The following is a 22,874-nucleotide window of genomic DNA, read 5'->3' on the forward strand; positions in this document are numbered from 1 at the left end:
CCGCGGCGCTGACGCCGCCTGGGGAGATAACTCACGTGACCATATCCATGTACGATATTTCGGTGGCCGTCTTTTCGGCCCGGCTGAAGGCGCTGGCCAGCGTGCTGTCACTGGCCGAACAGAACGCCGCCGACCGCAAGATCGACCCGCAGGTGTTTCTGACCGCGAGGCTGGCGCCCGACATGTTCGCGCTGACCCGGCAGGTGCAGATCGCCACCGATCATGCCAAGGGCGCGCCCTCGCGGCTCGCCGGCCGCGAAGTGCCGAAATACGAGGACAACGAGTCCAGTTTCACAGAGCTGCACGCCCGAATCGCCAAGACGCTCGATCATCTGGCGACATTCTCGGCCGCCGATCTGGACGGGTCGGAGGAGCGGACGATCGAATTGAGGCTTGCCGGACGCGAGGTCTCGATGGCCGGACTGCAATATCTGCTCGACGCAGCCATGCCGAACTTCTACTTCCACATCACCACGGCATACGACATCCTGCGGCACAATGGCGTGCCGCTGGGCAAGTCGATTTTCCTGGGACGCTGAACACGGAGAGGTTTCCCGGCGCGGCCGAGAACCCTCTTTTCATCGTTGAATCAGCGTATCGACATCTCGCGGGCGATACGCGGAAAGTCGGCCGGCTTGATGCCGATATCGGCGCGGTCGGCGTTGCTCATCGCGTTCAGCAGCGCGAGCGCCGATCGGTAACGCTGTTGTTCCTGCGGCCGCGGCCGCGCGAACATTTCGGTGAAGAACCCCATATTCCAGCCCCTTGTTTGTCCTCCACACGCCGAGAGTATAGGTGATTTGTTACAATTGTGCATTGCAGCAAGTGCATGGCAGCCATGCCTGGTGAATTTTTTCCGCCAAAATCGCTTCTCTTCTGAAACTTTTGCGGAAACTCGACCGTACGCCACGGTCCTGGCCCCCAGGCGGGCTTTTCCTCGCCACTCTGGCGACCTGCCGGTCTGTATCAAATGCAGCGCCGCTTTGATCTTTCCGGCCGGCGTCTGCAGCTGCAACACCCGCAATCGTTCATGTTGTCGGCATTCATTTTTAACGACAGCGATCTATGGTCGACGGCAACAATGAATGCCGTTGCGACAGGAGGAGGCTGAGATCGGCACCGGGAACAAGCTGGATTTCGCTTCGTTGCTCGACGACCTCATCATCGCTTCCGAGAAGGGCGAAGACGGGGGCGCCCGGCCCTCTATTCCATTCGACTATCTGTCGGTGGCGGACGAGCTTCACTCCGGCCGCATCAAGGTCGCCGGCGAAAGCGTTGCCGCCGAGTACCGCGAAGCGGGCGCCGACCTTGCCGCCGAGTTCGCCGCGCTTCTCGACCAGGCCAAGCTGGCTCTCGCTGAGGAAGAGGATCGCCCTGAGGAAGAGCTGGCGCCGATCGACCCTGAATCGATTGCCGGCGAGCTCGGCCTCGATCGCCCTGCGAAGGATACCGATTTCGGCCGCATTCGACGCAACTTCGCCTTCGCCAACCATCCGGACCGTGTCGCCCCGCATCTGCGTCAGCGCGCCATGATCCGCATGCAAGTGGCCAACATGCTGATCGACGAGGCCAAGCGGCGCGCGCTGGCCCCGGCACGACGCTAACCGGTTTCCGAATTCACGCAAAAGTCGCCAGGACCGGCTTGGAGAAAATCCGGCCTATGCCTTATGCTTGAATTCCTCCCCGCGCAACCGCGCGCCACCTCCCGCCGGAGACATTTCATGCAAAAACGCCGCCTCGGTCGGACAGACCTCCTTGTTTCGCAAATCTGCCTCGGTTCGATGACCTGGGGCCAGCAGAACACAGAGGCCGAAGGCCATGCCCAGATGGATCTGGCCTTCTCGCGCGGCGTGAATTTCATCGACACCGCCGAGCTTTACCCGATCCCGCCCAAAGCCGAGACGCAAGGGTGGACCGAGAGGATCATCGGCAGTTGGATGAAGACCAGGGGCAACCGCGACAAGGTCATCATCGCCTCGAAAGTGGTCGGCCGCACGGCCAACGCCTGGTTTCGCGGCGGCCGGCCATCGAAGCTTGTGCGCGCCGACATTTTCGATGCGGTCGAGAAGTCGCTCGCCAAGCTCCGCACCGATTACATCGATCTCTACCAGATTCATTGGCCGGACCGGGACATTCCCTGGGGTTCGAACCCGACGCGGGTCGGGGCGGTAGCGCGGCGGGCCGATGCTGTCGGAGCGCCGGCGGACGAGACGCCGATCGCCGAGACGCTAGCTGTCTTCGAGGAACTGGTGAAGGCGGGAAAAATCCGCCATTTAGGCCTGTCGAACGAAAGCTCGTGGGGCGTCATGCGTTTCCTGGCCGAGTCCGACAAGGGCGTCGGCCCGCGCGTCGCCTCGCTGCAGAACGCCTACAATCTCGTCAACCGCACCTTCGAGGTGAACCTGGCCGAAGTCTGCCAACGCGAAGAGATCGCGTTTCTACCTTATTCTCCGCTGGCGCAGGGCTACCTCACCGGCAAATATGATCACGGCGCGCGGCCGCAAGGCTCTCGCACGCAGCTCTTCAATCGCGGCCAGCGCTACGAGACGCCGAATGCGGCGGAAGTGCTGCTCCAATACAGTGAGCTGGCGCGCTCTTTCGGCATGGAGCCGGCGCTCTTCGCCAACGCCTATGTGACGAGCCGGCCTTTTGTGACCGCGAATATCGTCGGCGCCACCAGCGTCGCGCAGCTCGACATGGCGCTGTCTTCGGTCGAGGTCCGCTGGACGGAGGAGATGCAGAAGGCGGTCGATGCCATCCACCAGCGCGTCGGCAACCCTTGCCCGTGACTGGAAATCATTGAGAAGGACGGAGCGATGGAGGCGATGGCAGATTTTCCGATCGAGCTCGTGCGCGGACGGTTTCCAGCACTTTCGCTGACCGACAAGGGCCGCCGTCGCATCTATCTCGACAATCCCGCCGGAACCCAGGTGCCGCAGGCGGTGGCGGATGCGGTCTCGCGCTGCCTGCTAACGACAAACGCCAACCTCGGCGGCTTCTTCGAAACGACGGTCGCGGCGCAGCAGGTGGTCGATGATGCGCATGCGGCGATGGCCGATTTTCTCGGTGCGGCAAGCGTCGAGGAAATCATCATCGGCGCCAATATGACGACGCTGACCTACCACATGTCGCGCACACTCGGCCGGACGATGAAGCCGGGCGACGAGATCATCCTCACCCGCATGGACCACGAGGGCAATGTCTCGCCCTGGCTGCAGCTTGCAGAGGATCTCGGCCTTGTCGTGCGTTTCCTGCCCTTCGACGACAAGAGCTGGCAGGTCGAGGAAGCGCGGCTGAAGGCGCTGCTTTCGGAAAGGACGCGGCTTGTGGCGCTGAACTATGCCTCGAACCTCACCGGCTCGATCAACCGCGTGAGCGAGCTGACGGCACTCGCCAAGCAGGCCGGGGCGCTGGTCTATGTCGACGCGGTGCAATTCGCGCCGCACGGGCTGATCGACGTTCAGGCGCTGGGCTGCGATTTCCTGGTCTGCTCGGCCTATAAATTCTTCGGGCCGCATATGGGTATATTGTGGGGCTGCCGCGACGTCATCGATGCGCTGAAACCCTACAAATGCCGCTGCTCGTCCAACCACCTGCCGGAAAGATTCGAGCTCGGCACGCCGCAGATCGAGCTGATGGCTGGGTTGACCGCAGCGGTCGACTACTTCGCCGATCTCGGCGCCGCAGCCGGCGAGGGCGGTTCGCGGCGGCAGCGGATAGCGAGAGCCTTCGAAGTGTCGATCGCTTACGAGAACGCGCTCGCCCGGCAGTTGATCGAGGGCTTGTCGGACATCGAGGGGCTGACTATCCGCGGCATTACCGACCCGGAACGCTTCGGCGATCGCGTGCCGACAATTTCCTTCACGGTAGAGGGCATCGCGCCGGAAACGATCGTGCGACAGATGAATGCCGAGAACATCTTCCTGTGGTCCGGCCACAACTATGCATGGGAGATCGTCCACCAACTCGGCATTCCGCCGGAGCAGGGCGTCGTGCGCATCGGCATCGCGCATTACAACACGGCCGCAGAGATCGACGAGACGCTGGAAAGCGTACATCGCGTCATTGCAATGCTGAGGCAGCAGCGCGCCTGAACTATCCTTTCTTCCCGCCAAAGCCGGTCAGGAAAGCGGTGAGGTTGTCGCCGAGCGCATCGCAGAGGTAGCCGCCCTCCTGGATGATGACCGTCGGCAGGCCAAGGCCGGCGATCGCCTCGCCGATGCGCGCGAAGCCGGGCGTCGTCACCGAAAGGCCTCCGAACGGATCGCCTTCGAATGCGTCGAGGCCGAGCGCGACAACCAGCGCTTCCGGCGCGAAGGCACGGATGCGCCGGAAGGCTGTTTTCAGCCCTTCCAGAAAGGCCGCGTCGCCGGATTTGCGCGGCAGCGGCAGGTTGAGGTTGTAGCCGAGGCCCGCCCCTTCGCCGCGCTCGTCGGCATGGCCCCAGAAGAAGGGGTAGAAGCGCACCGGATCGGCATGCAGCGAGACGGTCAGAACATCCGGCCGGGCGTAAAAGATTCCCTGCGTGCCGTTGCCGTGATGCAGGTCGACATCGAGTATGGCGACGCGTCCCGCGTCCTTTCTCAGCACCTGCGCGGCGACCGCCGAATTGTTGATGAAGCAGAAGCCGCCCGCCACGTCGGCAAAGGCGTGATGGCCAGGCGGGCGGCAGAGCGCGTAAGCCGCCGTCGCGCCGGTCATCACGGCTTCGGCGGCTTCCACTGCGCTCCAGGCGCTCCAGAGCGCACTGTTCCAGGTCTCTACCGAGATCGGGCAGGCGGTGTCGGCCATATGATAGCCGGCCTGGCCGACCGCCGAGGCCGGGTAGGAGCCGCCGCGGCCGATTGGATGGATGTTCGGGATGACCTCCGCCGAGGCGCCTTCGATGCGTTGCCAGCGCGCGAAGATGTGCTCGAGAAAGTCGAGATATTCGGGCGTATGCACGGCGGCGATCGGCCCAAGGCCATGGTCCTTCGGCCGCTCGATCGTCACACCGGCCGATCTTGCGCCGGCTAGCAATCTCTCGACCCGTTCCGGCTTTTCCGGATTGGGCTGCGGCGCGCCGCTGGAAAGGAAGGCCCTAGGGTCATGGTGCTTCTGTTCCTCGGCATAGAAGGCTTTCATCGTTCGTCCTCCGGCGCGTCGGCAAAGGCAAAAAAGGCCTCGCCGACAATCTTGTGCACCTGCTCGTAGCTCGACCGGCCGATACCGAGCTTTTCATAGAAGGTCTTGGCGGTTTCGTTATCGGTGTCGACGGAGAGCCTGAGATAGACGCCGCCTGCAGCGCGACACTCCTTGGCCACGCGCCGCAACAGCTTCTCACCGATGCGGCGGCCGCGAAAGCGGTCCTCGACATAGAGGTCCTGCACAAAGACCCCGGGCCGGCCCATCCAGGTCGAAAAGATCGGAAAGTGCAGGCAGAGCCCGGCAAACTCGCCGTCGACCTCGGCGATCAAGGTCGAAAAGGCGGGCTTTGCGCCGAAGCCGTAGCGGCGGAGGTCATCCGGTGTCGAGGTGATCTCTTGATGCGCGCCGATGTGGGTACCGAGGCGCAGCAAGGCGGCATGGATGGTTTCGGCATCCTGGATTTGGCCGGGGCGGAGGATAATTGTGCTCACGACAAGTATGGCGCCCGGGCACCCCCCTCTGTCCCGCCGGACATCTCCCCCGCAACGGGGGAGATCAGCAGGTGCACCGACGGCGCGGTTCCTGCAACGTCGGCGATTGGCGAAAGCGACAGGGACATCGGATCTCTCCCCTTGCGGGGGAGATGGCCGGCAGGCCAGAGGCGGGTGCGAAGGATCGCGAACATCTCAGGACGTCTCAAAGCGCCATTTCACCCTCAGCCTGCCACCGGCAGGTCGAGTTCTTCCGCCAGCGCCTCGAGCGAGTCGCCGATGATTGCGATCATCTCGCCGATCTGCTCGCGCGTGATGATCATCGGCGGCGCCACCATGAAATTGTCGCCGTCGACGCCCCCCTTGACCTTGCGGCCATAGATGATCAGGCCGCGCGCATAGGCGTGGTCGAGCAGGCGCTGCGTTGCCTTTTTCGCCGGCGCGATCGGCGTCAGCGCCTCCGGATCGGCGACCATCTCGGCGCCGAGCAGCAAGCCCTTGCCGCGCACGTCGGCGATGAAAGGGAAACGCTTCTGCAACGCCTTCAACTCTGCGATCAGCACATCGCCCATGGTCGCGGCGTTGGCGATGAGATCGAGCCGGTCCATTTCGCTCAGCACCGCAAGGCCGGCCGCACAGGCAAGCGGATTGCCGGCGTAGGTGTGGCCGTGCTGGAAGCCGCCCGAGGCGAGCAGCGGCTCGACGAGCCGCATGGGAGCCGCCAGCGCGCCGAGCGGCGCATAGCCGGAGCCCAGCCCTTTTGACAGCGCGACGATGTCCGGCTTGCAGTTCCAATGGTCGCCGCCCAAAAATTTACCGGTGCGGCCGGCACCGCTCATCACCTCGTCATGGATGAGCAGGATGCCGTAGCGGTCGCATATCTCGCGGATGCGCGCATAGTAGCTGTCGGGCGCGACAAGGGCTGCCGTTGCCGCGCCGCCGACGGGCTCCATGATGAAGGCGAGCACGCTTTCCGGGCCCTCGGCCTGTATCTTGTCTTCGAGCATGTCGGCATAACGGATGCCGCGCTGCTCCATCGAGAGGTTGTCGCGATCGCGCCAGGCAGCCGGCGCCGGCACCGTCGGCATCACCCGCATCAACGGCGTAAAAGTCTCGGCAAGCGCGTCGTCGCCGGTGATGGCGAGCGAACCCAGCGTGCCACCGTGATAGGACGGGAAGCGGGTGATCACCTTCCAGCGCTTCGGCTGCCCGGTGGCGACCGCCCATTGCCGGGCGAGTTTGATGCAGGATTCGGTCGCTTCCGAGCCGCCCGAGACGAAGAAGATGCGGTCCATGCCTTCGGGCAGCTTGTGAGCCAGTGCCCGCGCCAGTTCTTCCGCCGGTTCGTTCTCGAAATGAAGCCGATAGGCGAAGGTGGTCTTGTCCATCTGCCGCTTCATGGCGTCGAGCACGTTGCGGTTGGAATGGCCGATATTGGCGACCATCGGTCCGCTTGAACCGTCGATGAAGCGGCGGCCGTCCTTGGTCCAGAAATAGATGCCCTCGGCGCGGTCGACGAGTGGCCGGCGCAGGCTGGAGAGATAGAACAAATGCGACGGCGGCCGCGCTTCGGCTTCAGGCGAGGGCTGCACTTCCGGTGTCGGCATGTCAGGACTTTCCGAGATAGCGGTCGAGAACATTCTTGGTGACGCGTTCGACCATCGCGTCCTGCCTTAGCAGGCCGGCGACCCATTCGCAGCTTCCGGCGTGGAAGACTTCGCCCTTGCCGCGCGGGAAATTGACGATCATGCCGTTGCCGCGCTTGACCTTATCGAGATTGGCGTCGCTGGCCTCGCCGAACAAAGTCTCGGCGGTGAAGCGGCCGTCCTCGTCGGTGAGGAACTGGTCTTCGATCGGAATGTCGGCGCTTTCCTCGACCTGACTCGCTAGGCCGACGGCCAGCACCTGCAAGCCGTCCGGCGCGCCGCTCTCTTCAGTCGGGTACGGCAGGCCGCCGCGTATTTCGAAATCGAGCCCGTCGACCTCATAGCCATAGACATGGCTATCGGCGCCAAGCAGGTCGCCATAATAGATGCCGGTGCCGGCGAAGGCCCAGTGCTCGGGGCGGTAGACCGGGAAGCCGCGCACACCGCGCGGCACGCAGCCGCCCCAGCCGGCATAGACGCCACGCGTCGCGTTGAGGCCGAAGGTAGCGCTGCCCGGACGGCCGATCTCCGGCGCTTCCCAGGAATTGGTGGCGCGGGTGATGTCGCCGCCGCGATAGGCCGGGTCTTCGGCCCGCGCCCGGTATTTGTAGCAAACCTGGCGTCGGCCCTCGTCCTCCAGCCTGGTCTGCCACATGAAATTGCCGGCGAAGCGCGCCGCGTGGCCACCGCGCTCGACATAAGCGTCCACCGCGTCGCGCATCTCCCAGGTCCAGTATTCGTCGTGGCCGACGAAGACGACGCAATCATAGCCGTCGAGGATTTCCGGCGAGAAGTGCAGCTCGTACTGGCTGGCGAGGTCGACCTGATATCCGGCGCGTTCGGCAAAGCGGAAGAAATGGCTGTCGTAGCTTGCCCAGCCGGAAGACGCGTATTTCTTCGAATGTCCCGTGGCAAAGGCCCATTCCATATGCGGATAACGCGGCACGGTCTTCGGCGGCACAGCGACTTCCAGGGGCACGCGCGGTGCATCCTTGGGCAGCACGACGAAGCCGCGGCACCAAGGGCGCTGCGTGGAGACCATCGTGGCATATCGGTCGCGGTTCGGGCCGGTGATGCCCTGATAGTGGTTGGAGCCGCCCCAGGTGTTATAGGCGAGCCAGGTGCCGGTCGCGGCGATCTGCAGCAGGCGACCAGGCTTGCGGCCGGGCAGGGGCGCGACGATGAAGAGGTGGTGGCTCTCGATCGGCGTGCCGTCCGGCCCTTCAGCCGAAAGCCTGACACGGTAAGCTCCCGACGGCCAGTCATCGCCGATGCGGAATTCGAACGAGGCTTCCCAGCCGCAGCCGTCGACCGAACATTGCTCGGGCGTTTCCTGCCAGCGCGCCGACAGTCCCGACCCATCGAAGACCTTGGTTTCATCGCCGCCGTCGCGGACGATGACAATCCTGAATTGCGGGGCCGTCGAGCTGACGAAAATCGTCACCGTCTCGCCCGGACGATAGGAAAAGCGGTCGCTGTAGCACCAGATCTCGCCGCTCGAGCCATCCATGCCGGGCCACTCGTAATAATGCCCGCGCACCGCCTCCCGGCGCTGCTCGGGCGTCAGTCCGAAATCGGGAAAGTCGGCGGGCCGTTGCGTCATGGAAAAACCGAAACCAAGAGGTCGCCATTGAGACCGTAGGACGGCCAAGCGTCAAATGGAAACGATCGGGCCAGCAGGCGCTTGGCCTTATCCGGCAAACGGCTTATTTGATCTTCAGGCGATGTTTGAACGCCGGGAGCCAAGATGCTGCGCGTGCAAAGGGTCAAGGTCGACGACATCTATGTGCCGATGGCGAGGCGCAAGACGCTGCATCCGGAGACGGTGCGCCATCTTGCCGAGGATATCCTCGAGAACGGCATGAAGACCCCGATCCAGGTGCGCCACGACGGCAAGCGCCATGTCCTGATCGAGGGGCTGCACCGGCTGGAAGCCGCCAAATGGCTCGGCGAAACCGAGATCGACGCCTATCTCGTCCAGGCGCGCCGCCACTGACGCCATTCCCTATCGGTTGCCGTGTCGGCCCCTGCATCACCGTGAGCGATCGCGTCCTATCAATGCTTTTTAATTGACGCTGCGATGTTCGCCGCTACCGTGCCGGCCTTCCTGTCAATCGGGTACTTGGAAATGGCGAAATACCAGGGCGGATGCCTGTGCGGCGCAGTGCGCGATCGCGCCGAGGCCGAACCAATCAACGAGCGCGTCTGCCATTGCCGGCTGTGCCAGAAGGCGATCGGCGCCGCCTTCAATGCGCGGCTCCTGTTTCGCATCGATGATGTCACGATCGAGGGGCCGGTGGCGACGGTCAATTCCTCGCCGGACCTCAAGCGTGGCTTCTGCCCGGCTTGCGGCACGACGATCTTTTTCGCGACGTGACTCCAGGGGCATTCTCGGCGTCACATCCGGCTCGCTCGACGATCCGTCCGCGTTCAAGCCCGACATGCATTTCTGGACCGCTTCGAAGCAGCCTTGGGTGCGGCTGGATGACGGCCTGCCGCAATATGAGGGGGCACCGCCGGCATAGAGTTTTCCGTTCTCCCACAACAATGGGAGAAGGAAGAATGCCTGCACAAAAATTTCATCTTCGATTCACGAGATAGCCGGCAAAGCGTCATTGGCGGGCCATCATTGGCTGCCTATCTAAAGCGCCACGCGGGAAGGCATCGAGGAGGCGACGGATGAGCGAGAGCAGCAACCCCCTGGACGAGCTTTTGAACGACCCGATGATCCAACTCGTGATGGAGCGAGACCGCGTGCGCCCGGCCGAGCTTCGCCTGCTCTTGGAAAAGGCTCGCGACAGGGCTGCCGACGATTCCCGCTTCGACCAGCCGGTGCTGCCGCCGGCGCATATCGTGGCCAGAAGCTGCCTGAAGCAATGGCTGTACCGCTAAAGCGCGTCGCGCCGAACTGACGCGCTTTAGATCTTTCCGATCAGCTCGAATACGCCGGCAAATAGCTGTAATGACTGCGGAGATAGGCGATTTTGTAGCCGAGCCGGGCGTAGTTGCGGTAGGCCGGACCGTCGCGTTCGGGGCGCGGCGCCTCGATGTCGGCGACGAACAGTCTTGCGCCGGCGGCTATGCCGTCGCGGACCAGCCTTTCGCCAAGCATGGCGTCGAGGTCGAAGCTCGGCTCCATGATGCCAGGCACCGGGGCGTCGATCCCGCTCCAGGCGGCGCCATCCGAGATGAACATTGAACGCACGGCAGCCACGGCGCCATCGCGTTTCAGCATGTAGTGACGCCAACCCTCGCGGCCGACCAGCGCCATGAGCCAGGGCGAGGTGGGCAGCCTGTACTTCGCATCGATGAAGGAGGCCCATTCGGGAGCGGTCTTGGACGTAACCTCTTCGACCGACAGATCGTCTGCCGGGAACAGCGGCTCGGCAGGCAGCGGCGTTGCGTCGCGAAAAATTCGTTCCCAGCCGCTCTGATGCTGGAGCCCGCGCGCTTCCAGCCAGCAGCGCAGCCGGGAAGGCTCGGTGTGCGGGCTTGTGCAGAACCACGGCCGCAAGATGCCGGCAGCGCGGTAATGCGCCAGCAGCGAATCGAGCTGATCTTCCGTGGCCGGGCCGTCGACGCCGATGTTCTTCACGCAGTTGAAATGGATGAACGGGATCGTCGTGCAGGTGGTCCAGACGAGGTCGCCGTCGCGGGCGAGCGACAAGCCGTGCCGCGCGGCGAATTCCGTGGGCGCGGCATCGTAGAGATCGAGCCAGGCATTGACCTCTGCGCGCTCGATGGCGCGGCTCAAATCACGCGAGACCTCCTCGATCCCGATTTCCGGATGGTGCGACACCGGCGGGACGACCGGCTGCAGTTCCGAGAGGGCGGCAGTCGACATGCTAGTCCTCCTCCGATCTGCCTTACAGTGTAAGATTAGCGCATGATAATATGGAAGCGCCTGTTGTCAAGCAGGATAAGCGGCACCTTACAAATCCGTGAATTGGCTTCGCCGTACCATGAGGCTAAGCCTGCCCTTGAGGGGCTTTGCGCATAACAATTCATTTTTCGCCGGGGAAAGGACAGGGATGACGGACGTCTGCACGCAGGGATTGGACACCGGCTTTGTCAGCCTGGGCTACGCCAAGGTGGCGTTTCTCGGCATCGTGCAAGGCATCACCGAACTGCTGCCGATCTCTTCGACGGCGCATATGCGCGTCGTGCCCGCCGTGCTTGGCTGGCAGGACCCGGGCTCGGCCTTTTCTGCGGCTATGCAACTCGCGGCCCTTGCCGCGGTGATCAGCTATTTCTGGAGCGACGTCAGGGAAGTCGCGGTGGGGTCGCTGGCGGCGCTCACGCGCCGCGACTATGCCAACCGCTATTTCCGCCTGGCGATCGGCATCGTGCTTGCCACCGTTCCGATCGTCATCGCCGGCCTCGCGCTATCCAGCGTGCTCAATGCCTGCAACTCGCCGTTGCGCGGGCTGGCCGTGATCGGCTGGGCCTGCATCGCCATGGCCGTGCTGCTTGCGCTGTCGGAAATCTATGCCCGCCACAGGCTGACCCTGGACAAGGTGTCCGTGCTCGACGCCTTGCTCGTCGGCGTGGCCCAGGTCGGCGCGCTCATTCCCGGCGTGTCGCGCTCGGGATCGACGCTGACGGCGGCGCTGGGTCTTGGCTATGCCCGCCCGGAGGCGGCGCGGCTTTCCTTCCTGCTCGGCCTGCCGGCCATCGCGTTGGCAGGCCTGAAGGAGCTTTGGGAACTGCACAAGATTCACCTCGGCGCTTATGGCTGGTCGGTCCTGGCGGTCGGCCTCGTCGTCGCTTCGATTTCCGCCTTCTTCGCCATATGGGGACTGATGCGCGTGCTCGAGCGCTTTTCCGCCTGGCCCTTCGTCATCTATCGCGGCCTGCTCGGCGTCGTGCTGCTGATCGGCGTCGCCGTCGGCTGGCTGAGCTAGAGGCTTTCACCGAATCCGCTATACCGGCACCTGAACCTTGCTTCGGGTGCGCTATGGACATTGCAACGCTGCTGCAATCGCTGCCGTTGCTGGCAGCGCTGGTGAAATCGGCGGTGCCGGCAGTAGTCGGTGCGGGCCTGGGGCTCAGCCAATGGGTCGCAGCGCTGCCGCCGTGCCGCAATCACACCTTCGAGACCGCGACCTATCTCGTCTGCGAGACGGACCCGAAGCATTACTCGATCGAGCTGTTCTGGAAGGATCCCGACGGCAAGCTCTACCAGTCGCTGCACAATCTTCGAAGCGCGCAGCAGGCGGCCGGACGCACCATGCTCTTCGGCATCAATGCCGGCATGTACCATCCCAATCTCGCGCCTGTCGGTCTCTATGTCGAGCGCGGGCAGCAGATCGCGTCGGCGAAGACCGGGGCCGGCTCCGGCAATTTCTCGATGCAGCCCAACGGCGTCTTCTATCTTAGCGACGGCAAGGCCGGCGTTCGCGCGACGAAGGATTATCTGAAGCGTTCCCCGAAGGTGGACTATGCCACCCAGTCCGGGCCGATGCTGGTGATCGACGGAAAGCTGCATCCGAAATTCCAGGCCGACAGCCCTTCGCGAAAAATCCGCGATGGCGTCGGCGTGCGTGGCGACGGCGTCGTCGTCTTCGCCATCTCGAACGACGTGGTGACTTTCCACGAATTCGCGCGCCTGTTCCGCGACGAGCTCGACTGTCCCAACGCGCTCTTCCTCGACGGGTCGATCTCCAGCCTCTATGCGCCGGCTATTGGCCGCAACGACGATTTCTGGAATCTCGGGCCGATGATCGGCGTGTTCAGGCGCTGAGCAATTCGAGGAAAACCGAGAAGCGGTGTGCCGTTCGGAAATTGCGTGGAAACAAAGGCGGAGCTTTTATTGTCGGCTTGCCTGGCGAATCGCCCCGCCGAACCAAAGGTAAATTTTGATTCAAACTTTGTTGGTAATTTCTCATTAGGAATGGGGCTTCCGGCGGCGCTGTTTCGGCCCTCGGTCTGTTTTGTTTTGCGTACAGGTCAAGATGCGGATTTTTGGCGTCGTCAGTTTCGTGCTTGCAGGGCTTTGCCTTGCCGGCTGCTCGTCTACCTCGGGCGTTGATGCCTTGCAGATGCCGTCGAACGAGACGACCAGTTCGGTCGTGCGGCCGAGCGCGCCGGTAACGAAGGCAGTGAAGACCGCCGACGCTGCGATGACGGTGGAGACCGTTTCCATGGCGGGCGCCGCGCGCATCAGGCCGCCGGCGTCGCTGCCTGGCGACCAGAATGCTCGTGTTGACGAGGACAACGCGCGTCCAGGGGGCGAGAACTCGCGTCTTGACGTCGAGAATTCGCGTCCCTTTGGCTTGGCCGAGGAAGAGACGGTGGCATTCCCGGCGCCGGACCTGCCGGATACGGTCGAGCCTCCGGTCGAGGCCGCAGCACTCGTCTCGCCGCCGAAGCGGCTGTCCCGCGCAGCGCCCGCGATGCTGGCTGGCCCTGTTACCCGCTATGCCTTTCGCGATGCCAAGCCGATCAATTTCGGCCGCGCCTCGCCCAGGCACCTTGCCGTCCATGGCGTCGACGTGTCGCGCTGGCAGGGCAATATCAACTGGCAAAAGCTGCGCGCCCAGGGCGCCAACTTCGCCTACATCAAGGCGACCGACGGCGGCGACCATCTCGATCCGATGTTCATGAAAAACTGGCGCGGCGCCGATGCCGCCGGGCTGAAGCGCGGCGCCTATCATTTCTTCTACTGGTGCCGCACCGCCGGCGAGCAGGCCGACTGGTTCATCCGCAACGTGCCGCGAGTCCAGGGCGCGCTGCCGCCGGTCATCGATGTCGAGTGGAACGGCGAGTCCTCCTGCAAGCGCCGGCCTTCGCGCCAGAAGGTGCTGGAGAAGATGCAGGTGTTCATGGACAAGCTGGAGCGCCACTACGGCCAGCGGCCCATCATCTACACGTCGCCGGATTTTTATCGCGACAATCTGCGTGGTGCATTTCTCGACTATCCGTTCTGGCTGCGCGCGGTGGCCGCCCATCCGTCAAAGGTCTATCCGGGCCGCAACTGGCTGTTCTGGCAATATTCGGGCTCCGGCCTGTCGCATGGCGTGAGCGGCCGCATCGACCTCAATGTCTTCCACGGCGACGAGCGGCAGTGGCGCAGGTGGCTGGGCGGCGGCGAGGTGGTAGCCGACGCGAATTGAGGCCGTATGCTTCACCCGGCGCGGGGCGGCGATCGACGGTAATTTCAGGATTTCTCTAACCATCGACTCACCGTCTCCCTTAGCGGCGCGGCAACGGCCTTCCGGTAACGTGTTCGTGATCGCGTCTTGGAGGGGTCTATGCGCAAACTGATTGTCACTGCCGCTGTGGTGGCCGCCGTCGGCTACGGATTTTTCAATTCGCACCTGCGCAGCAATACGCCCAACGCCAATGTGGTCGCCTATTCAACCACCGACGAGGCGATGCAGGGCGCTAAGGCCAAGGGCCACTCGACGCTACCCCGCTTCCATGAGTTGATGGCCGCCCGCACGCCTGGCACCTATACGGTCAAGTTCCCGCTGACCCAGAACGGCGCCACCGAGCATATCTGGATGCAGCTTGTGGCTTTCAGCGACGGCCGCTTCGTCGGATTGCTGGCCGACAAGCCGGTCAACGGCAACCAATACAAGATGGGCGACCGCATGACGGTTGACGAGGCCGATGTCGAGGACTGGATGATCCGCAACGGCGGCGACGTCTATGGCGGCTACACGGTGCGCCAAGCGCTGGCCGACATGCCGAAGGAACAGGCGGCGAAATACGGGATCACGTTCAAGGATTGACGGGCGGCGCTCCCTTCTCCCCACAAGAGCGGAGGAGAGGCCGTCCATCGGGCTTTCGTCGTCCTCGGGCTTGACCCGAGGACCCATGCCGTGACCATTGCCGTAGGGCGCAGCGTGCAGAATTCTGAAACGCCGCAGCGCCTTGATGTAACGGCATGGATTCTAGGGTCTGCGCTGCGTCGCTTCGCTCCTTGCTCCGCCCTAGAATGACGAAGCCGAAGGGCATCGCCCGTCACGCCTCGTTGATCATCGCCTCGATGTTGTAACCGTCGGGATCAAGCACGAAGCAGGCGTAGTAGTTCGCCGCGTAGTCCGGACGCGGCCCGGGCGCGCCATTGTCCGCGGCACCTGCCTCCAACGCCGCCCTATAGAACGCATCGACCTCCGCCTTGCCCTTCACCCGGAAAGCGACATGAAGATGGGTGAGCGGCGGCTTCTCGCCGGTGCTCTGGATCTCGAACAGGCAGCCATTGCCGACATCGAAGGCCCAGAACACGCCTTCCTTGCCGAAAGCGAGGCTGTAGCCCAAGGGCGCAAAAGCCTTTTCGTAGAAGAGCTTGCTCTGTTCGAGGTCGCACATTTCGATGGTGATGTGGTCGATCATGGAAGGCCTTGGACAATCAGGCCAGTGCGGCCGGCCACGATGACGCGGCCGGCTTTGATCTATATTGGCGATGGCTGCATTTGGTTGCAACCAGATACCAGCCATCGGCCTCCAACTTGCGAATAACTTCGCTGACTGTCAGCCTTGGCGGCATCGGGCCTCAGCTGCACCCGCTCGTCGAACCACACGTGTCGCACTTCTCGCAGGTGCCGTTCCGCACCATGGTGAAGTTGTGGCACTCCGAACATTCGTTGCCGGTGTAACCCTGGATCAAGGACTGCTGGCGACGGGTGGCGGCTAGCTTCTTGGCCTCGGCGGCCTCGTTGGCGGCGGCGTCGGTGAAGAACGCCTCGGCGCCGCCGGCGGCCTCGGCTTCCTCTTCCACCATCTCCTCGGCCAGTTCCCTGGCGCGCTCCTCATAGTCGCGCTTGTAGGCAAGGGCCTCGTCGCTTGCAGGCTTCAACGCCAGCACGTTGGAGCCGGCGAAGGCGGTGGGCGCTGCGCGGGCAGGGGCCGTCGTCGGGGCTGAGCCGCCAAAACCCTTGGGGTCTGAACCGGCAGCCGACACCAGCTTCACCGGCGAGGCACCGCGATAGAGGCCCTTGGAGAACGGCGTCGCCTTGCCTTCGGTGATGCCGCGGCCGAGCGCCGTCTTGTCGAAGTCCGACTGATCGACATGCGCGAGGTCGTGGCGGCCGAGATAGGAGACGGCAAGCTCGCGGAACACGTAGTCGAGGATCGACGTCGCGTTCTTGATCGCGTCGTTGCCCTGCACCATGCCGGCCGGCTCGAACTTGGTGAAGGTGAAGGCCTCGACATATTCGTCGAGCGGCACGCCATATTGCAGGCCGAGCGAGATGGCGATGGCGAAGTTGTTCATCATGGCGCGGAAGGCAGCACCTTCCTTGTGCATGTCGATGAAGATCTCGCCGAGGCGGCCGTCGTCGAACTCGCCGGTCCTGAGATACACCTTGTGGCCGCCGACGACCGCCTTCTGCGTGTAGCCCTTGCGGCGGTTCGGCAGCTTCTCGCGGTCGCGGTAGAGACGCTCGATGACGCGCTCGACGATCTTTTCCGTCACCTGCACGGCGCGCTGCGCGGCGGGCGCCGCAATCAGCTGCTCGACCGCCTCCTCCTCGTCCTCCTCGCCGTCGGCGAGCAGCGAGGCATTGAGCGGCTGCGACAGCTTCGAGCCGTCGCGATAGAGCGCGTTGGCCTTCAGCGCCAGCTTCCAGGACAGCATGTAGGCGTTCTTGGCGTCCTCGACCGTCGCCTCGTTCGGCATGTTGATGGTCTTGGAGATGGCGCCCGAGATGAAGGGCTGCGCCGCGGCCATCATCAGGATGTGGCTCTGGATCGACAGCGAGCGCTTGCCGATCTTGCCGCAGGGGCTGGCGCAGTCGAACACCGGCAGGTGCTCGGCCTTGAGGAACGGCGCCCCTTCGAGCGTCATCGCACCGCAGACATGGATGTTGGCCGCGTCGATGTCCTTCTTGGAGAAGCCCAGCGCCGGCAGCATCTCGAAGGAAAAGTCGGAAAGCTGCTCGTCGGTGAAGCCGAGCGTCTCTTTCACCCAATCGGCGCCGAGCGTCCACTGGTTGAACACGAACTTGATGTCGAAGGCCGACTTCAGCGCCGCATTCAGCGCCGCGATCTTCTCATCGGTGAAGCCCTTGGCCTTCAGCGAAGACGGGTTGATGCCGGGCGCCTGGTTGAGGTTGCCATGGCCGACGGCATAGGCCTCGATCTCGGCGATCTGGCTTTCGGAGTAGCCGAGCGTGCGTAGCGCTTCCGGCACCGCGCGGTTGATGATCTTGAAGTAGCCGCCGCCGGCGAGCTTCTTGAACTTCACCAGCGCGAAGTCGGGCTCGATGCCGGTGGTGTCGCAGTCCATGACCAGGCCGATCGTGCCGGTCGGCGCGATGACGGTCGCCTGCGCGTTGCGATAGCCATGCTCCTCGCCGAGCTCGATGGCGCGGTCCCAGGCGGCGCGGGCATGCTCGGCCAGCGCCTGCTGCTTCAGGTCGGAGGCGACCAGCGGCACCGGATTGACGGCGAGCTTCTCGTAGCCGTCCTTGTCGCCATAGGCGGCGCGGCGGTGGTTGCGCATGACGCGCAGCATGTTCTGGGCGTTGCGGTCATAGTCCGGGAAGGCGCCGAGCTCGGAGGCCATTTCGGCCGAGGTCGCATAGGCGGTTCCGGTCATGATGGCGGTGAGCGCGGCGCAGATCGCGCGGCCCTCGTCGGAGTCGTAGGGAATGCCGGACGTCATCAACAGGCCGCCGATATTGGCGTAGCCGAGGCCGAGCGTGCGGTAGTCGTAGGAGAGCTTGGCGATCTCCTTGGACGGGAACTGCGCCATCATCACCGAGATCTCGAGCACGACGGTCCACAGCCGAACGGTGTGCTCGTAAGCGGCGATGTCGATCGTACCGTCTTCCTTGCGGTAGGGCAGGAGGTTGATCGAGGCGAGATTGCAGGCCGTGTCGTCGAGGAACATGTATTCCGAGCATGGGTTGGAGGCCCGGATCGCACCGGCGGAGGCGCAGGTGTGCCAGTCGTTCATCGTCGTGTTGAAATGCAGGCCGGGATCGGCGGACGCCCACGCGGCATAACCGATCTTTTCCCACAGATCCCGCGCCTTCAGCGTCTTCAGCACCTTGCCATCCTTGCGGGCGGTGAGCTGCCAGTCGCCGTCGGCCTCGACGGCGCGCAGGAAATTGTCCTTCAGCGACACCGAGTTGTTGGAGTTCTGGCCGGAAACGGTGAGATAGGCGTCAGAGTCCCAGTCGGTGTCGTAGGTCTTGAACGACATCGAGGTGTAGCCCTGGCGGGCGAACTGGATGACGCGATAGATGTAGTTCTCCGGCACGGCGTCCTTCTTGGCCGCCTTGATCTCGCGCTTCAGCGCGGTGTTGAGGGCCGGGTCGAAGCAGTCGTCGCCATTGCCTTCGCAATTGACGCAGGCCTTCATGATCGCTTCGAGGTGCTTCTTGACGATCTTCGAGCCGGTTACCAGCGAGGCGACCTTCTGCTCCTCATTGACCTTCCAGTCGATGAAGTCCTCGATGTCGGGATGGTCGGCGTCGACGATGACCATCTTGGCGGCGCGGCGCGTGGTGCCGCCCGACTTGATGGCGCCCGCCGCGCGATCGCCGATCTTGAGGAAGCTCATCAGGCCGGACGAGCGGCCGCCGCCGGACAGCTTCTCGCCTTCGCCGCGCAGCATCGAGAAGTTCGAGCCGGTGCCGGAGCCGTATTTGAACAGGCGCGCCTCACGCACCCACAGGTCCATGATGCCGCCCTCGTTGACGAGGTCGTCCTGAACGCTCTGGATGAAGCAGGCATGCGGCTGCGGATGCTCGTAAGCCGACTTCGACTTGGTCAGCTTGCCGGTGAAGGGGTCGACATAGAAGTGACCCTGGCTCGGCCCGTCGATGCCATAGGCCCAGTGCAGGCCGGTGTTGAACCATTGCGGCGAGTTCGGCGCCACGCGCTGAGTGGCCAGCATATAGGCAAGCTCGTCGCGGAAAGCGCGGGCATCTTCTTCGGACTTGAAGTAGCCGCCCTTCCAGCCCCAATAGGTCCAGGTGCCGGACAGCCGGTCGAAGACCTGGCGGGCATCGGTTTCCGAACCATAGCGCTCGGCCTCGGGGAACTTGGCGAGTTCGGCCTCGTCGGCAACCGAACGCCACAGGAAGGAGGGGACGTCGTTCTCCTCGACCTTCTTCAGGCGCGCCGGGACGCCGGCCTTGCGGAAATATTTTTGGGCCAGGATGTCGGCCGCGACCTGGCTGAACTGCGCCGGCACATCGATGTTGTCGAGGCGGAACACCACCGAGCCGTCGGGATTCTTGATCTCCGACAGGGCCTTGCGGAATTCGATCTCCGCGTAAGCTGCCCCTTCTTGACCTGCTTGGTCTGGCTTGGTGAAGCGACGCTCGATGCGCATTGGTCCGGTCCCTTTTGTCTACATATAGCGCTTTTCCCCAGGGATTGCTGCCCCGCCAGGCGAAAAGCACGGTCCGCCGTTTGCCGGCATCGCAGGCGACGCCGGCATTCTCCTCGTCGCGGGCAACACCGTGCAGACAAGCAAACGCCCTTCCAGGCGCTCACCCAGGCTGCAGGCCGACCCACGGGTCCCTCAAAACTGAAACTTTTGTCGATTCCCTCGGAAGAGGGAGGTTCACACTATCTAGGGTCGAGCCTGCCTGCAAACACTAAATATAGTGTTAACAGATCATTTTTTCCAGCCCGACAATTCTCCCTTTCGCCCCACCCAAGCCCCATCATTCCCAACGCTTCCGCCGGCCTCGTGAACGGGCGGAAATGTGGGCAAAACGCACAAAATCCGGGAAAAAAGACCGGCCTCTGAACTCTCCGGTCACGCCCGCAACAGGAGCGCATGGCCTATAAAAAGCGACTCGTTCTGACCCGTCAAGGATTCGTTTTTGTAGCTTTTGTGACCCCAACATGTTGTGTGTCACATATGTGGATAACGGGGACAGAAAGGCGCATCGAAAAGCCTTTATTTGGCGGGTCCTTGCGGACGGCTCGCCGGGTTGCCCGGGGCCGGGCCCGACGGGCGGCTTTTCATTTTAGCTGGCTTGGACTATCTGTTGCCCTGCGCGGGGGCGTGTCTTGTCAAGCCTGGAAGCATTCGCTACGCCCCGCTCATGACAGTTACCGTTCGTTTCGCCCCGTCGCCGACCGGCCGCATCCACATCGGCAATGCCCGCACCGCGCTGTTCAACTGGCTCTTCGCCATGAACAACAAGGGCCGCTACATCCAGCGCTTCGACGATACAGACGTTGCCCGTTCGACGCAGGAATTCGCCGATTCAATTCTCTATGACCTGCATTGGCTCGGCATTTTTCCCGACGTTACCGAATACCAGTCGCGTCGCTTTGAAGTCTATGACGCCGCGGTGGAGCGGCTGAAGGCGGCGCGCGTGCTTTATGCCTGCTACGAAACGCCGGAGGAGCTCGACCTGCGCCGCAAGGTGCGCCGCACGCGCGGCCTGCCGCCGGTCTATGGCCGCGAGGCGTTGACGCTGACGCCGGAGCAGGTGGCCGAATACGAATCCGACGGGCGCCGGCCGCACTGGCGCTTTCTTTTGCCGAACTTCACCGGCGACCCGCTGCAGCCGGAACGGACCGAGGTGCACTGGAACGACCTTGTGCGCGGCGAGGAGACCGTCGATCTCGCCTCACTGTCGGACCCGGTCCTGGTGCGTGAGGACGGCACTTATCTCTACACACTGCCTTCGGTGGTCGACGACATCGAGATGGGCGTCACCCATGTCATACGCGGCGACGACCACGTCACCAACACCGGCGTGCAGATCGCCTTGTTCCAGGCGCTGGGCGCTGAGCCGCCGGTGTTCGGGCACCACAATCTCTTGACCACCGTGTCGGGTGAGGGGCTGTCGAAGCGCACGGGCGCGCTGTCGATAGAAAGCCTGCGCGAGGAGGGCATCGAGCCGATGGCTGTCGCCTCGCTTGCCGTGCTCGTCGGCACATCGGAGAATGTCGCTGCAGCGCACGATCTCAACGAGCTCGCCAGCCATTTCGACCCGGCCGCGACATCCAAGTCTGCCGCCAAGTTCGATCCCGACGAGCTTTTTGTGCTCAATCGCACGCTGATGCACCAAATGCCGTTCGAGGAGGCGCGCGACCGGCTGATTGTGCTTGGCATTTCCGGCGACAGGGCCGAGCCCTTCTGGCTCGCCGTGCGCGGCAATATCGACCGTTTGTCCGACGCGGTCGCCTGGTGGCGCATCCTGAGCGACGGGCCGCAGGAGCCGGCGGAATTTTCCGGCGAGGACCGTGATTTCCTCCACCAGGCGTTCGACCTGTTGCCGGAAGAGCCTTGGAACGGCACGGTCTGGAAGGATTGGACCGGCAAGATCAAGGAAGCGACGGGCCGCAAGGGCAAGCCGCTGTTCATGCCGCTGCGGCTTGCCCTTACCGGGCGGTCTTCGGGGCCGGAGCTTGCAGATCTATTGCCGCTGATGGGTCGGGAAGGAACGCTGGCCCGACGACCCTGACCTTGCGCTGTTCCGGCGGCAGGGCCGAAACCGGTGACGCCGGCACCTTGGCGGTCAGCTGCTTGATAGCCGCGCGGTCGAGCCCGCCTGCAGCGTTGGCGAGCGTTTCGGGATCGGCGCCAGCATCGAGCTTGGCCGCCGGCACGAGGGTCGTCGCCCCGCTGTCTGGCTGCGGCTGCTCCGGATTGGGCGGATTGCCGCCTATGATCGAGAAGTTTTCGGCCTGGGCGTTGCAGCCGCATTGCGGCGGCCGCGAGTAGTTTGCCTGCTTGTAGAGATAGGCCGTCGGCAGCTCGCTGTAGGGACGGCCGGTCGCCGAGGACGTCATGTTGCCGGCGTCATCGTCCATGCCGCGCGTGTAGAAGACCTGCATCTCGGTGCCGGGGCAGCTCGATTCGCAATTCTTCTGATCGCGCTCGAAATCGCCAAGAGAGGCGGCGTTCGACATCGGGAAGAAATAGCCGTCGCAGGTGCGCACGCAGACGGTGCGGAACTCGCCGTTCATTCTCGGCAGGTCCATGCCGTCGGGTTGGTTGATCACCCGGCGGATGTTGCGCGCGCCGGGATCGTCTGGCGGAAGCGCTTCAGGCGTGTCGAGCGTATCGATCTCCTCGTCGCCACGGCCGAAGAGCTGCTCGAACAGATTGCCGCCACCATTGTTGCGGGCGGCGTCCTGGATCGGGGCGCGAGGCGGCTCGACTTCATCATCGCGGCAGCCATTGGCGTCGAGCGCCGCAAGAATGCGGCTGCGGTCGCGCCGCGTGCCGCCGCCGGCCAGCCGCTGGCGCTTGGCCTGCAAGATGTCGAGATTGGCGTTCATACGCTCTATCGAGGCATTGATCGCCGCGCATTGGCCGGCATTGCGCGAAAACAGCGCGAAGCCACAATTGGCATCACCGGCGCGGCCGCGCGCCTTGGCCAGCTGCTCGCGCTGGCGGGCGATCGCGTCGTCATATTTGCGGATCAGTCCCGGACCGCCGCCACCGCCGCGCGTGGCTGCAAGCTCCGCTTCGAGCTGGCGGCAGGTGCGAGAAGCGGCCTGCGGCTCCGTCACAGCGACAGCCGACGCCGCCAACACTGCAAGCAGCGCAGCAAGGTGCGTCAGCTTCAACCCCTTCATCCGCCTGGAATCCCGATTGCCTGTGGAAGGCTACCGCGTTCGTGGTTAACTGTTCCCTAGCTTACTAGCCAAACACAATTCCGCTGGCGCGAGCTCGCAC

20 protein-coding genes and 1 pseudogene are annotated in these 22,874 nt (G+C 63.7%); 12 read left to right on the forward strand and 9 right to left on the reverse strand.

Annotated features, from left to right (window positions below; genetic code table 11):
* Nucleotides 1-35 precede the first annotated feature (35 nt).
* The gene (locus EJ078_RS28445; protein ID WP_095825283.1) at nt 36-539 is read left to right on the forward strand and encodes a DUF1993 family protein; all 504 of its coding nucleotides are present in this window, start codon (nt 36-38) and stop codon (nt 537-539) included.
* Nucleotides 540-589: 50 nt separating this feature from the next.
* On the opposite strand, the gene EJ078_RS28450 is transcribed toward EJ078_RS28445, so the two are convergent.
* Complete coding sequence (locus EJ078_RS28450; protein WP_082954041.1) at nt 590-754, reverse strand: DUF1127 domain-containing protein; 165 nt, start codon at nt 752-754, stop codon at nt 590-592.
* Nucleotides 755-1,085: 331 nt separating this feature from the next.
* Between EJ078_RS28450 and EJ078_RS28455 the strand changes: the two genes are divergently transcribed.
* The 3 genes from EJ078_RS28455 (at nt 1,086) to EJ078_RS28465 (ending at nt 4,094) form a co-directional block, all read left to right on the forward strand.
* Nucleotides 1,086-1,604 carry a hypothetical protein gene (locus EJ078_RS28455; protein ID WP_164757420.1) on the forward strand — a complete coding sequence of 173 codons (519 nt, stop codon included), beginning with the start codon at nt 1,086-1,088 and terminating at the stop codon, nt 1,602-1,604.
* Between the two features lie 117 nt (nt 1,605-1,721).
* Nucleotides 1,722-2,789, forward strand: coding sequence for an aldo/keto reductase (locus EJ078_RS28460; protein WP_067328473.1), 1,068 nt, complete (start codon nt 1,722-1,724; stop codon nt 2,787-2,789).
* 36 nt (nt 2,790-2,825) lie between these two features.
* Nucleotides 2,826-4,094 carry a cysteine desulfurase-like protein gene (locus tag EJ078_RS28465; protein ID WP_127217200.1) on the forward strand — a complete coding sequence of 423 codons (1,269 nt, stop codon included), beginning with the start codon at nt 2,826-2,828 and terminating at the stop codon, nt 4,092-4,094.
* Nucleotide 4,095: 1 nt separating this feature from the next.
* Here the strand turns inward: EJ078_RS28465 and EJ078_RS28470 are convergent, their stop codons facing one another.
* The 4 genes from EJ078_RS28470 to EJ078_RS28485 all read right to left on the reverse strand — a co-directional run bounded on the left by EJ078_RS28470 (nt 4,096) and on the right by EJ078_RS28485 (nt 8,867).
* Nucleotides 4,096-5,124, reverse strand: a complete 1,029-nt coding sequence (locus tag EJ078_RS28470) for a histone deacetylase family protein (protein WP_127403624.1) — start codon at nt 5,122-5,124, stop codon at nt 4,096-4,098.
* Nucleotides 5,121-5,618: a GNAT family N-acetyltransferase gene (locus EJ078_RS28475; protein ID WP_208720968.1), complete on the reverse strand. Its 498-nt coding sequence runs from the start codon at nt 5,616-5,618 to the stop codon at nt 5,121-5,123. The genes EJ078_RS28470 and EJ078_RS28475 overlap by 4 nt, the downstream gene beginning before the upstream one ends.
* A gap of 224 nt (nt 5,619-5,842) precedes the next feature.
* A complete protein-coding gene (locus EJ078_RS28480; protein WP_127248021.1) occupies nt 5,843-7,225 on the reverse strand; it encodes an aspartate aminotransferase family protein in 1,383 nt (460 codons plus the stop codon).
* A 1-nt stretch (nt 7,226) separates the two neighbouring features.
* A complete protein-coding gene (locus EJ078_RS28485; protein ID WP_127217316.1) occupies nt 7,227-8,867 on the reverse strand; it encodes a N,N-dimethylformamidase beta subunit family domain-containing protein in 1,641 nt (546 codons plus the stop codon).
* Nucleotides 8,868-9,011: 144 nt separating this feature from the next.
* Between EJ078_RS28485 and EJ078_RS28490 the strand changes: the two genes are divergently transcribed.
* The 3 genes and pseudogenes from EJ078_RS28490 to EJ078_RS28500 all read left to right on the forward strand — a co-directional run bounded on the left by EJ078_RS28490 (nt 9,012) and on the right by EJ078_RS28500 (nt 10,156).
* On the forward strand, nt 9,012-9,260 hold the full coding sequence (locus EJ078_RS28490) for a ParB N-terminal domain-containing protein (RefSeq protein ID WP_095800826.1): 249 nt from the start codon (nt 9,012-9,014) through the stop codon (nt 9,258-9,260).
* A 132-nt stretch (nt 9,261-9,392) separates the two neighbouring features.
* Nucleotides 9,393-9,789 (forward strand): annotated as a pseudogene (locus tag EJ078_RS28495) (GFA family protein).
* Between the two features lie 154 nt (nt 9,790-9,943).
* A complete protein-coding gene (locus EJ078_RS28500) occupies nt 9,944-10,156 on the forward strand; it encodes a hypothetical protein (protein ID WP_067328366.1) in 213 nt (70 codons plus the stop codon).
* Between the two features lie 40 nt (nt 10,157-10,196).
* Here EJ078_RS28500 and EJ078_RS28505 read toward each other — a convergent pair whose 3' ends face one another.
* Nucleotides 10,197-11,108 carry a hypothetical protein gene (locus EJ078_RS28505; protein ID WP_127217050.1) on the reverse strand — a complete coding sequence of 304 codons (912 nt, stop codon included), beginning with the start codon at nt 11,106-11,108 and terminating at the stop codon, nt 10,197-10,199.
* Nucleotides 11,109-11,295: 187 nt separating this feature from the next.
* Here EJ078_RS28505 and EJ078_RS28510 point away from each other — a divergent pair, with 187 nt between their 5' ends.
* From EJ078_RS28510 to EJ078_RS28525, 4 genes are all read left to right on the forward strand, one after another.
* Nucleotides 11,296-12,168: an undecaprenyl-diphosphate phosphatase gene (locus EJ078_RS28510; protein ID WP_066995237.1), complete on the forward strand. Its 873-nt coding sequence runs from the start codon at nt 11,296-11,298 to the stop codon at nt 12,166-12,168.
* Nucleotides 12,169-12,221: 53 nt separating this feature from the next.
* Nucleotides 12,222-13,007 carry a phosphodiester glycosidase family protein gene (locus tag EJ078_RS28515; RefSeq protein WP_095800824.1) on the forward strand — a complete coding sequence of 262 codons (786 nt, stop codon included), beginning with the start codon at nt 12,222-12,224 and terminating at the stop codon, nt 13,005-13,007.
* 211 nt (nt 13,008-13,218) lie between these two features.
* A complete protein-coding gene (locus tag EJ078_RS28520) occupies nt 13,219-14,379 on the forward strand; it encodes a GH25 family lysozyme (RefSeq protein ID WP_127217051.1) in 1,161 nt (386 codons plus the stop codon).
* A gap of 138 nt (nt 14,380-14,517) precedes the next feature.
* Nucleotides 14,518-15,000, forward strand: a complete 483-nt coding sequence (locus EJ078_RS28525; RefSeq protein ID WP_127217052.1) for a DUF2314 domain-containing protein — start codon at nt 14,518-14,520, stop codon at nt 14,998-15,000.
* Between the two features lie 232 nt (nt 15,001-15,232).
* Here EJ078_RS28525 and EJ078_RS28530 read toward each other — a convergent pair whose 3' ends face one another.
* Both EJ078_RS28530 and EJ078_RS28535 read right to left on the reverse strand, forming a co-directional pair.
* Nucleotides 15,233-15,604, reverse strand: a complete 372-nt coding sequence (locus tag EJ078_RS28530; RefSeq protein ID WP_127403625.1) for a VOC family protein — start codon at nt 15,602-15,604, stop codon at nt 15,233-15,235.
* 160 nt (nt 15,605-15,764) lie between these two features.
* The gene (locus tag EJ078_RS28535) at nt 15,765-19,556 is read right to left on the reverse strand and encodes a vitamin B12-dependent ribonucleotide reductase (RefSeq protein ID WP_208720969.1); all 3,792 of its coding nucleotides are present in this window, start codon (nt 19,554-19,556) and stop codon (nt 15,765-15,767) included.
* A 724-nt stretch (nt 19,557-20,280) separates the two neighbouring features.
* Here EJ078_RS28535 and gltX point away from each other — a divergent pair.
* Nucleotides 20,281-21,654: a glutamate--tRNA ligase gene (gene gltX, locus EJ078_RS28540; RefSeq protein WP_127217184.1), complete on the forward strand. Its 1,374-nt coding sequence runs from the start codon at nt 20,281-20,283 to the stop codon at nt 21,652-21,654.
* On the opposite strand, the gene EJ078_RS28545 is transcribed toward gltX, so the two are convergent.
* Entirely contained in the window at nt 21,572-22,774 is a 1,203-nt protein-coding gene (locus EJ078_RS28545; protein ID WP_067328384.1) for a DUF2865 domain-containing protein, read from the reverse strand. The two genes, gltX and EJ078_RS28545, sit on opposite strands and share 83 nt — an antisense overlap.
* Nucleotides 22,775-22,874: the final 100 nt, after the last annotated feature.

The organism is Mesorhizobium sp. M1A.F.Ca.IN.022.06.1.1 (genome assembly GCF_003952605.1).
Classification (GTDB): Bacteria; Pseudomonadota; Alphaproteobacteria; order Rhizobiales; family Rhizobiaceae; genus Mesorhizobium.

What these genes read in the sequence shown, in the direction of transcription:
- EJ078_RS28515 (WP_095800824.1), top strand. Translation starts at nt 12,222, where the DNA reads ATGGACATTGCAACGCTGCTGCAATCGCTGCCGTTGCTGGCAGCGCTG.
- EJ078_RS28470 (WP_127403624.1), bottom strand. Translation starts at nt 5,124, where the DNA reads ATGAAAGCCTTCTATGCCGAGGAACAGAAGCACCATGACCCTAGGGCC.
- EJ078_RS28510 (WP_066995237.1), top strand. Translation starts at nt 11,296, where the DNA reads ATGACGGACGTCTGCACGCAGGGATTGGACACCGGCTTTGTCAGCCTG.
- EJ078_RS28450 (WP_082954041.1), bottom strand. Translation starts at nt 754, where the DNA reads ATGGGGTTCTTCACCGAAATGTTCGCGCGGCCGCGGCCGCAGGAACAA.
- EJ078_RS28465 (WP_127217200.1), top strand. Translation starts at nt 2,826, where the DNA reads ATGGCAGATTTTCCGATCGAGCTCGTGCGCGGACGGTTTCCAGCACTT.
- gltX (WP_127217184.1), top strand. Translation starts at nt 20,281, where the DNA reads ATGACAGTTACCGTTCGTTTCGCCCCGTCGCCGACCGGCCGCATCCAC.
- EJ078_RS28520 (WP_127217051.1), top strand. Translation starts at nt 13,219, where the DNA reads ATGCGGATTTTTGGCGTCGTCAGTTTCGTGCTTGCAGGGCTTTGCCTT.
- EJ078_RS28545 (WP_067328384.1), bottom strand. Translation starts at nt 22,774, where the DNA reads ATGAAGGGGTTGAAGCTGACGCACCTTGCTGCGCTGCTTGCAGTGTTG.
- EJ078_RS28535 (WP_208720969.1), bottom strand. Translation starts at nt 19,556, where the DNA reads ATGCGCATCGAGCGTCGCTTCACCAAGCCAGACCAAGCAGGTCAAGAA.
- EJ078_RS28480 (WP_127248021.1), bottom strand. Translation starts at nt 7,225, where the DNA reads ATGCCGACACCGGAAGTGCAGCCCTCGCCTGAAGCCGAAGCGCGGCCG.
- EJ078_RS28455 (WP_164757420.1), top strand. Translation starts at nt 1,086, where the DNA reads ATGCCGTTGCGACAGGAGGAGGCTGAGATCGGCACCGGGAACAAGCTG.
- EJ078_RS28530 (WP_127403625.1), bottom strand. Translation starts at nt 15,604, where the DNA reads ATGATCGACCACATCACCATCGAAATGTGCGACCTCGAACAGAGCAAG.
- EJ078_RS28485 (WP_127217316.1), bottom strand. Translation starts at nt 8,867, where the DNA reads ATGACGCAACGGCCCGCCGACTTTCCCGATTTCGGACTGACGCCCGAG.
- EJ078_RS28490 (WP_095800826.1), top strand. Translation starts at nt 9,012, where the DNA reads ATGCTGCGCGTGCAAAGGGTCAAGGTCGACGACATCTATGTGCCGATG.
- EJ078_RS28460 (WP_067328473.1), top strand. Translation starts at nt 1,722, where the DNA reads ATGCAAAAACGCCGCCTCGGTCGGACAGACCTCCTTGTTTCGCAAATC.
- EJ078_RS28500 (WP_067328366.1), top strand. Translation starts at nt 9,944, where the DNA reads ATGAGCGAGAGCAGCAACCCCCTGGACGAGCTTTTGAACGACCCGATG.
- EJ078_RS28505 (WP_127217050.1), bottom strand. Translation starts at nt 11,108, where the DNA reads ATGTCGACTGCCGCCCTCTCGGAACTGCAGCCGGTCGTCCCGCCGGTG.
- EJ078_RS28525 (WP_127217052.1), top strand. Translation starts at nt 14,518, where the DNA reads ATGCGCAAACTGATTGTCACTGCCGCTGTGGTGGCCGCCGTCGGCTAC.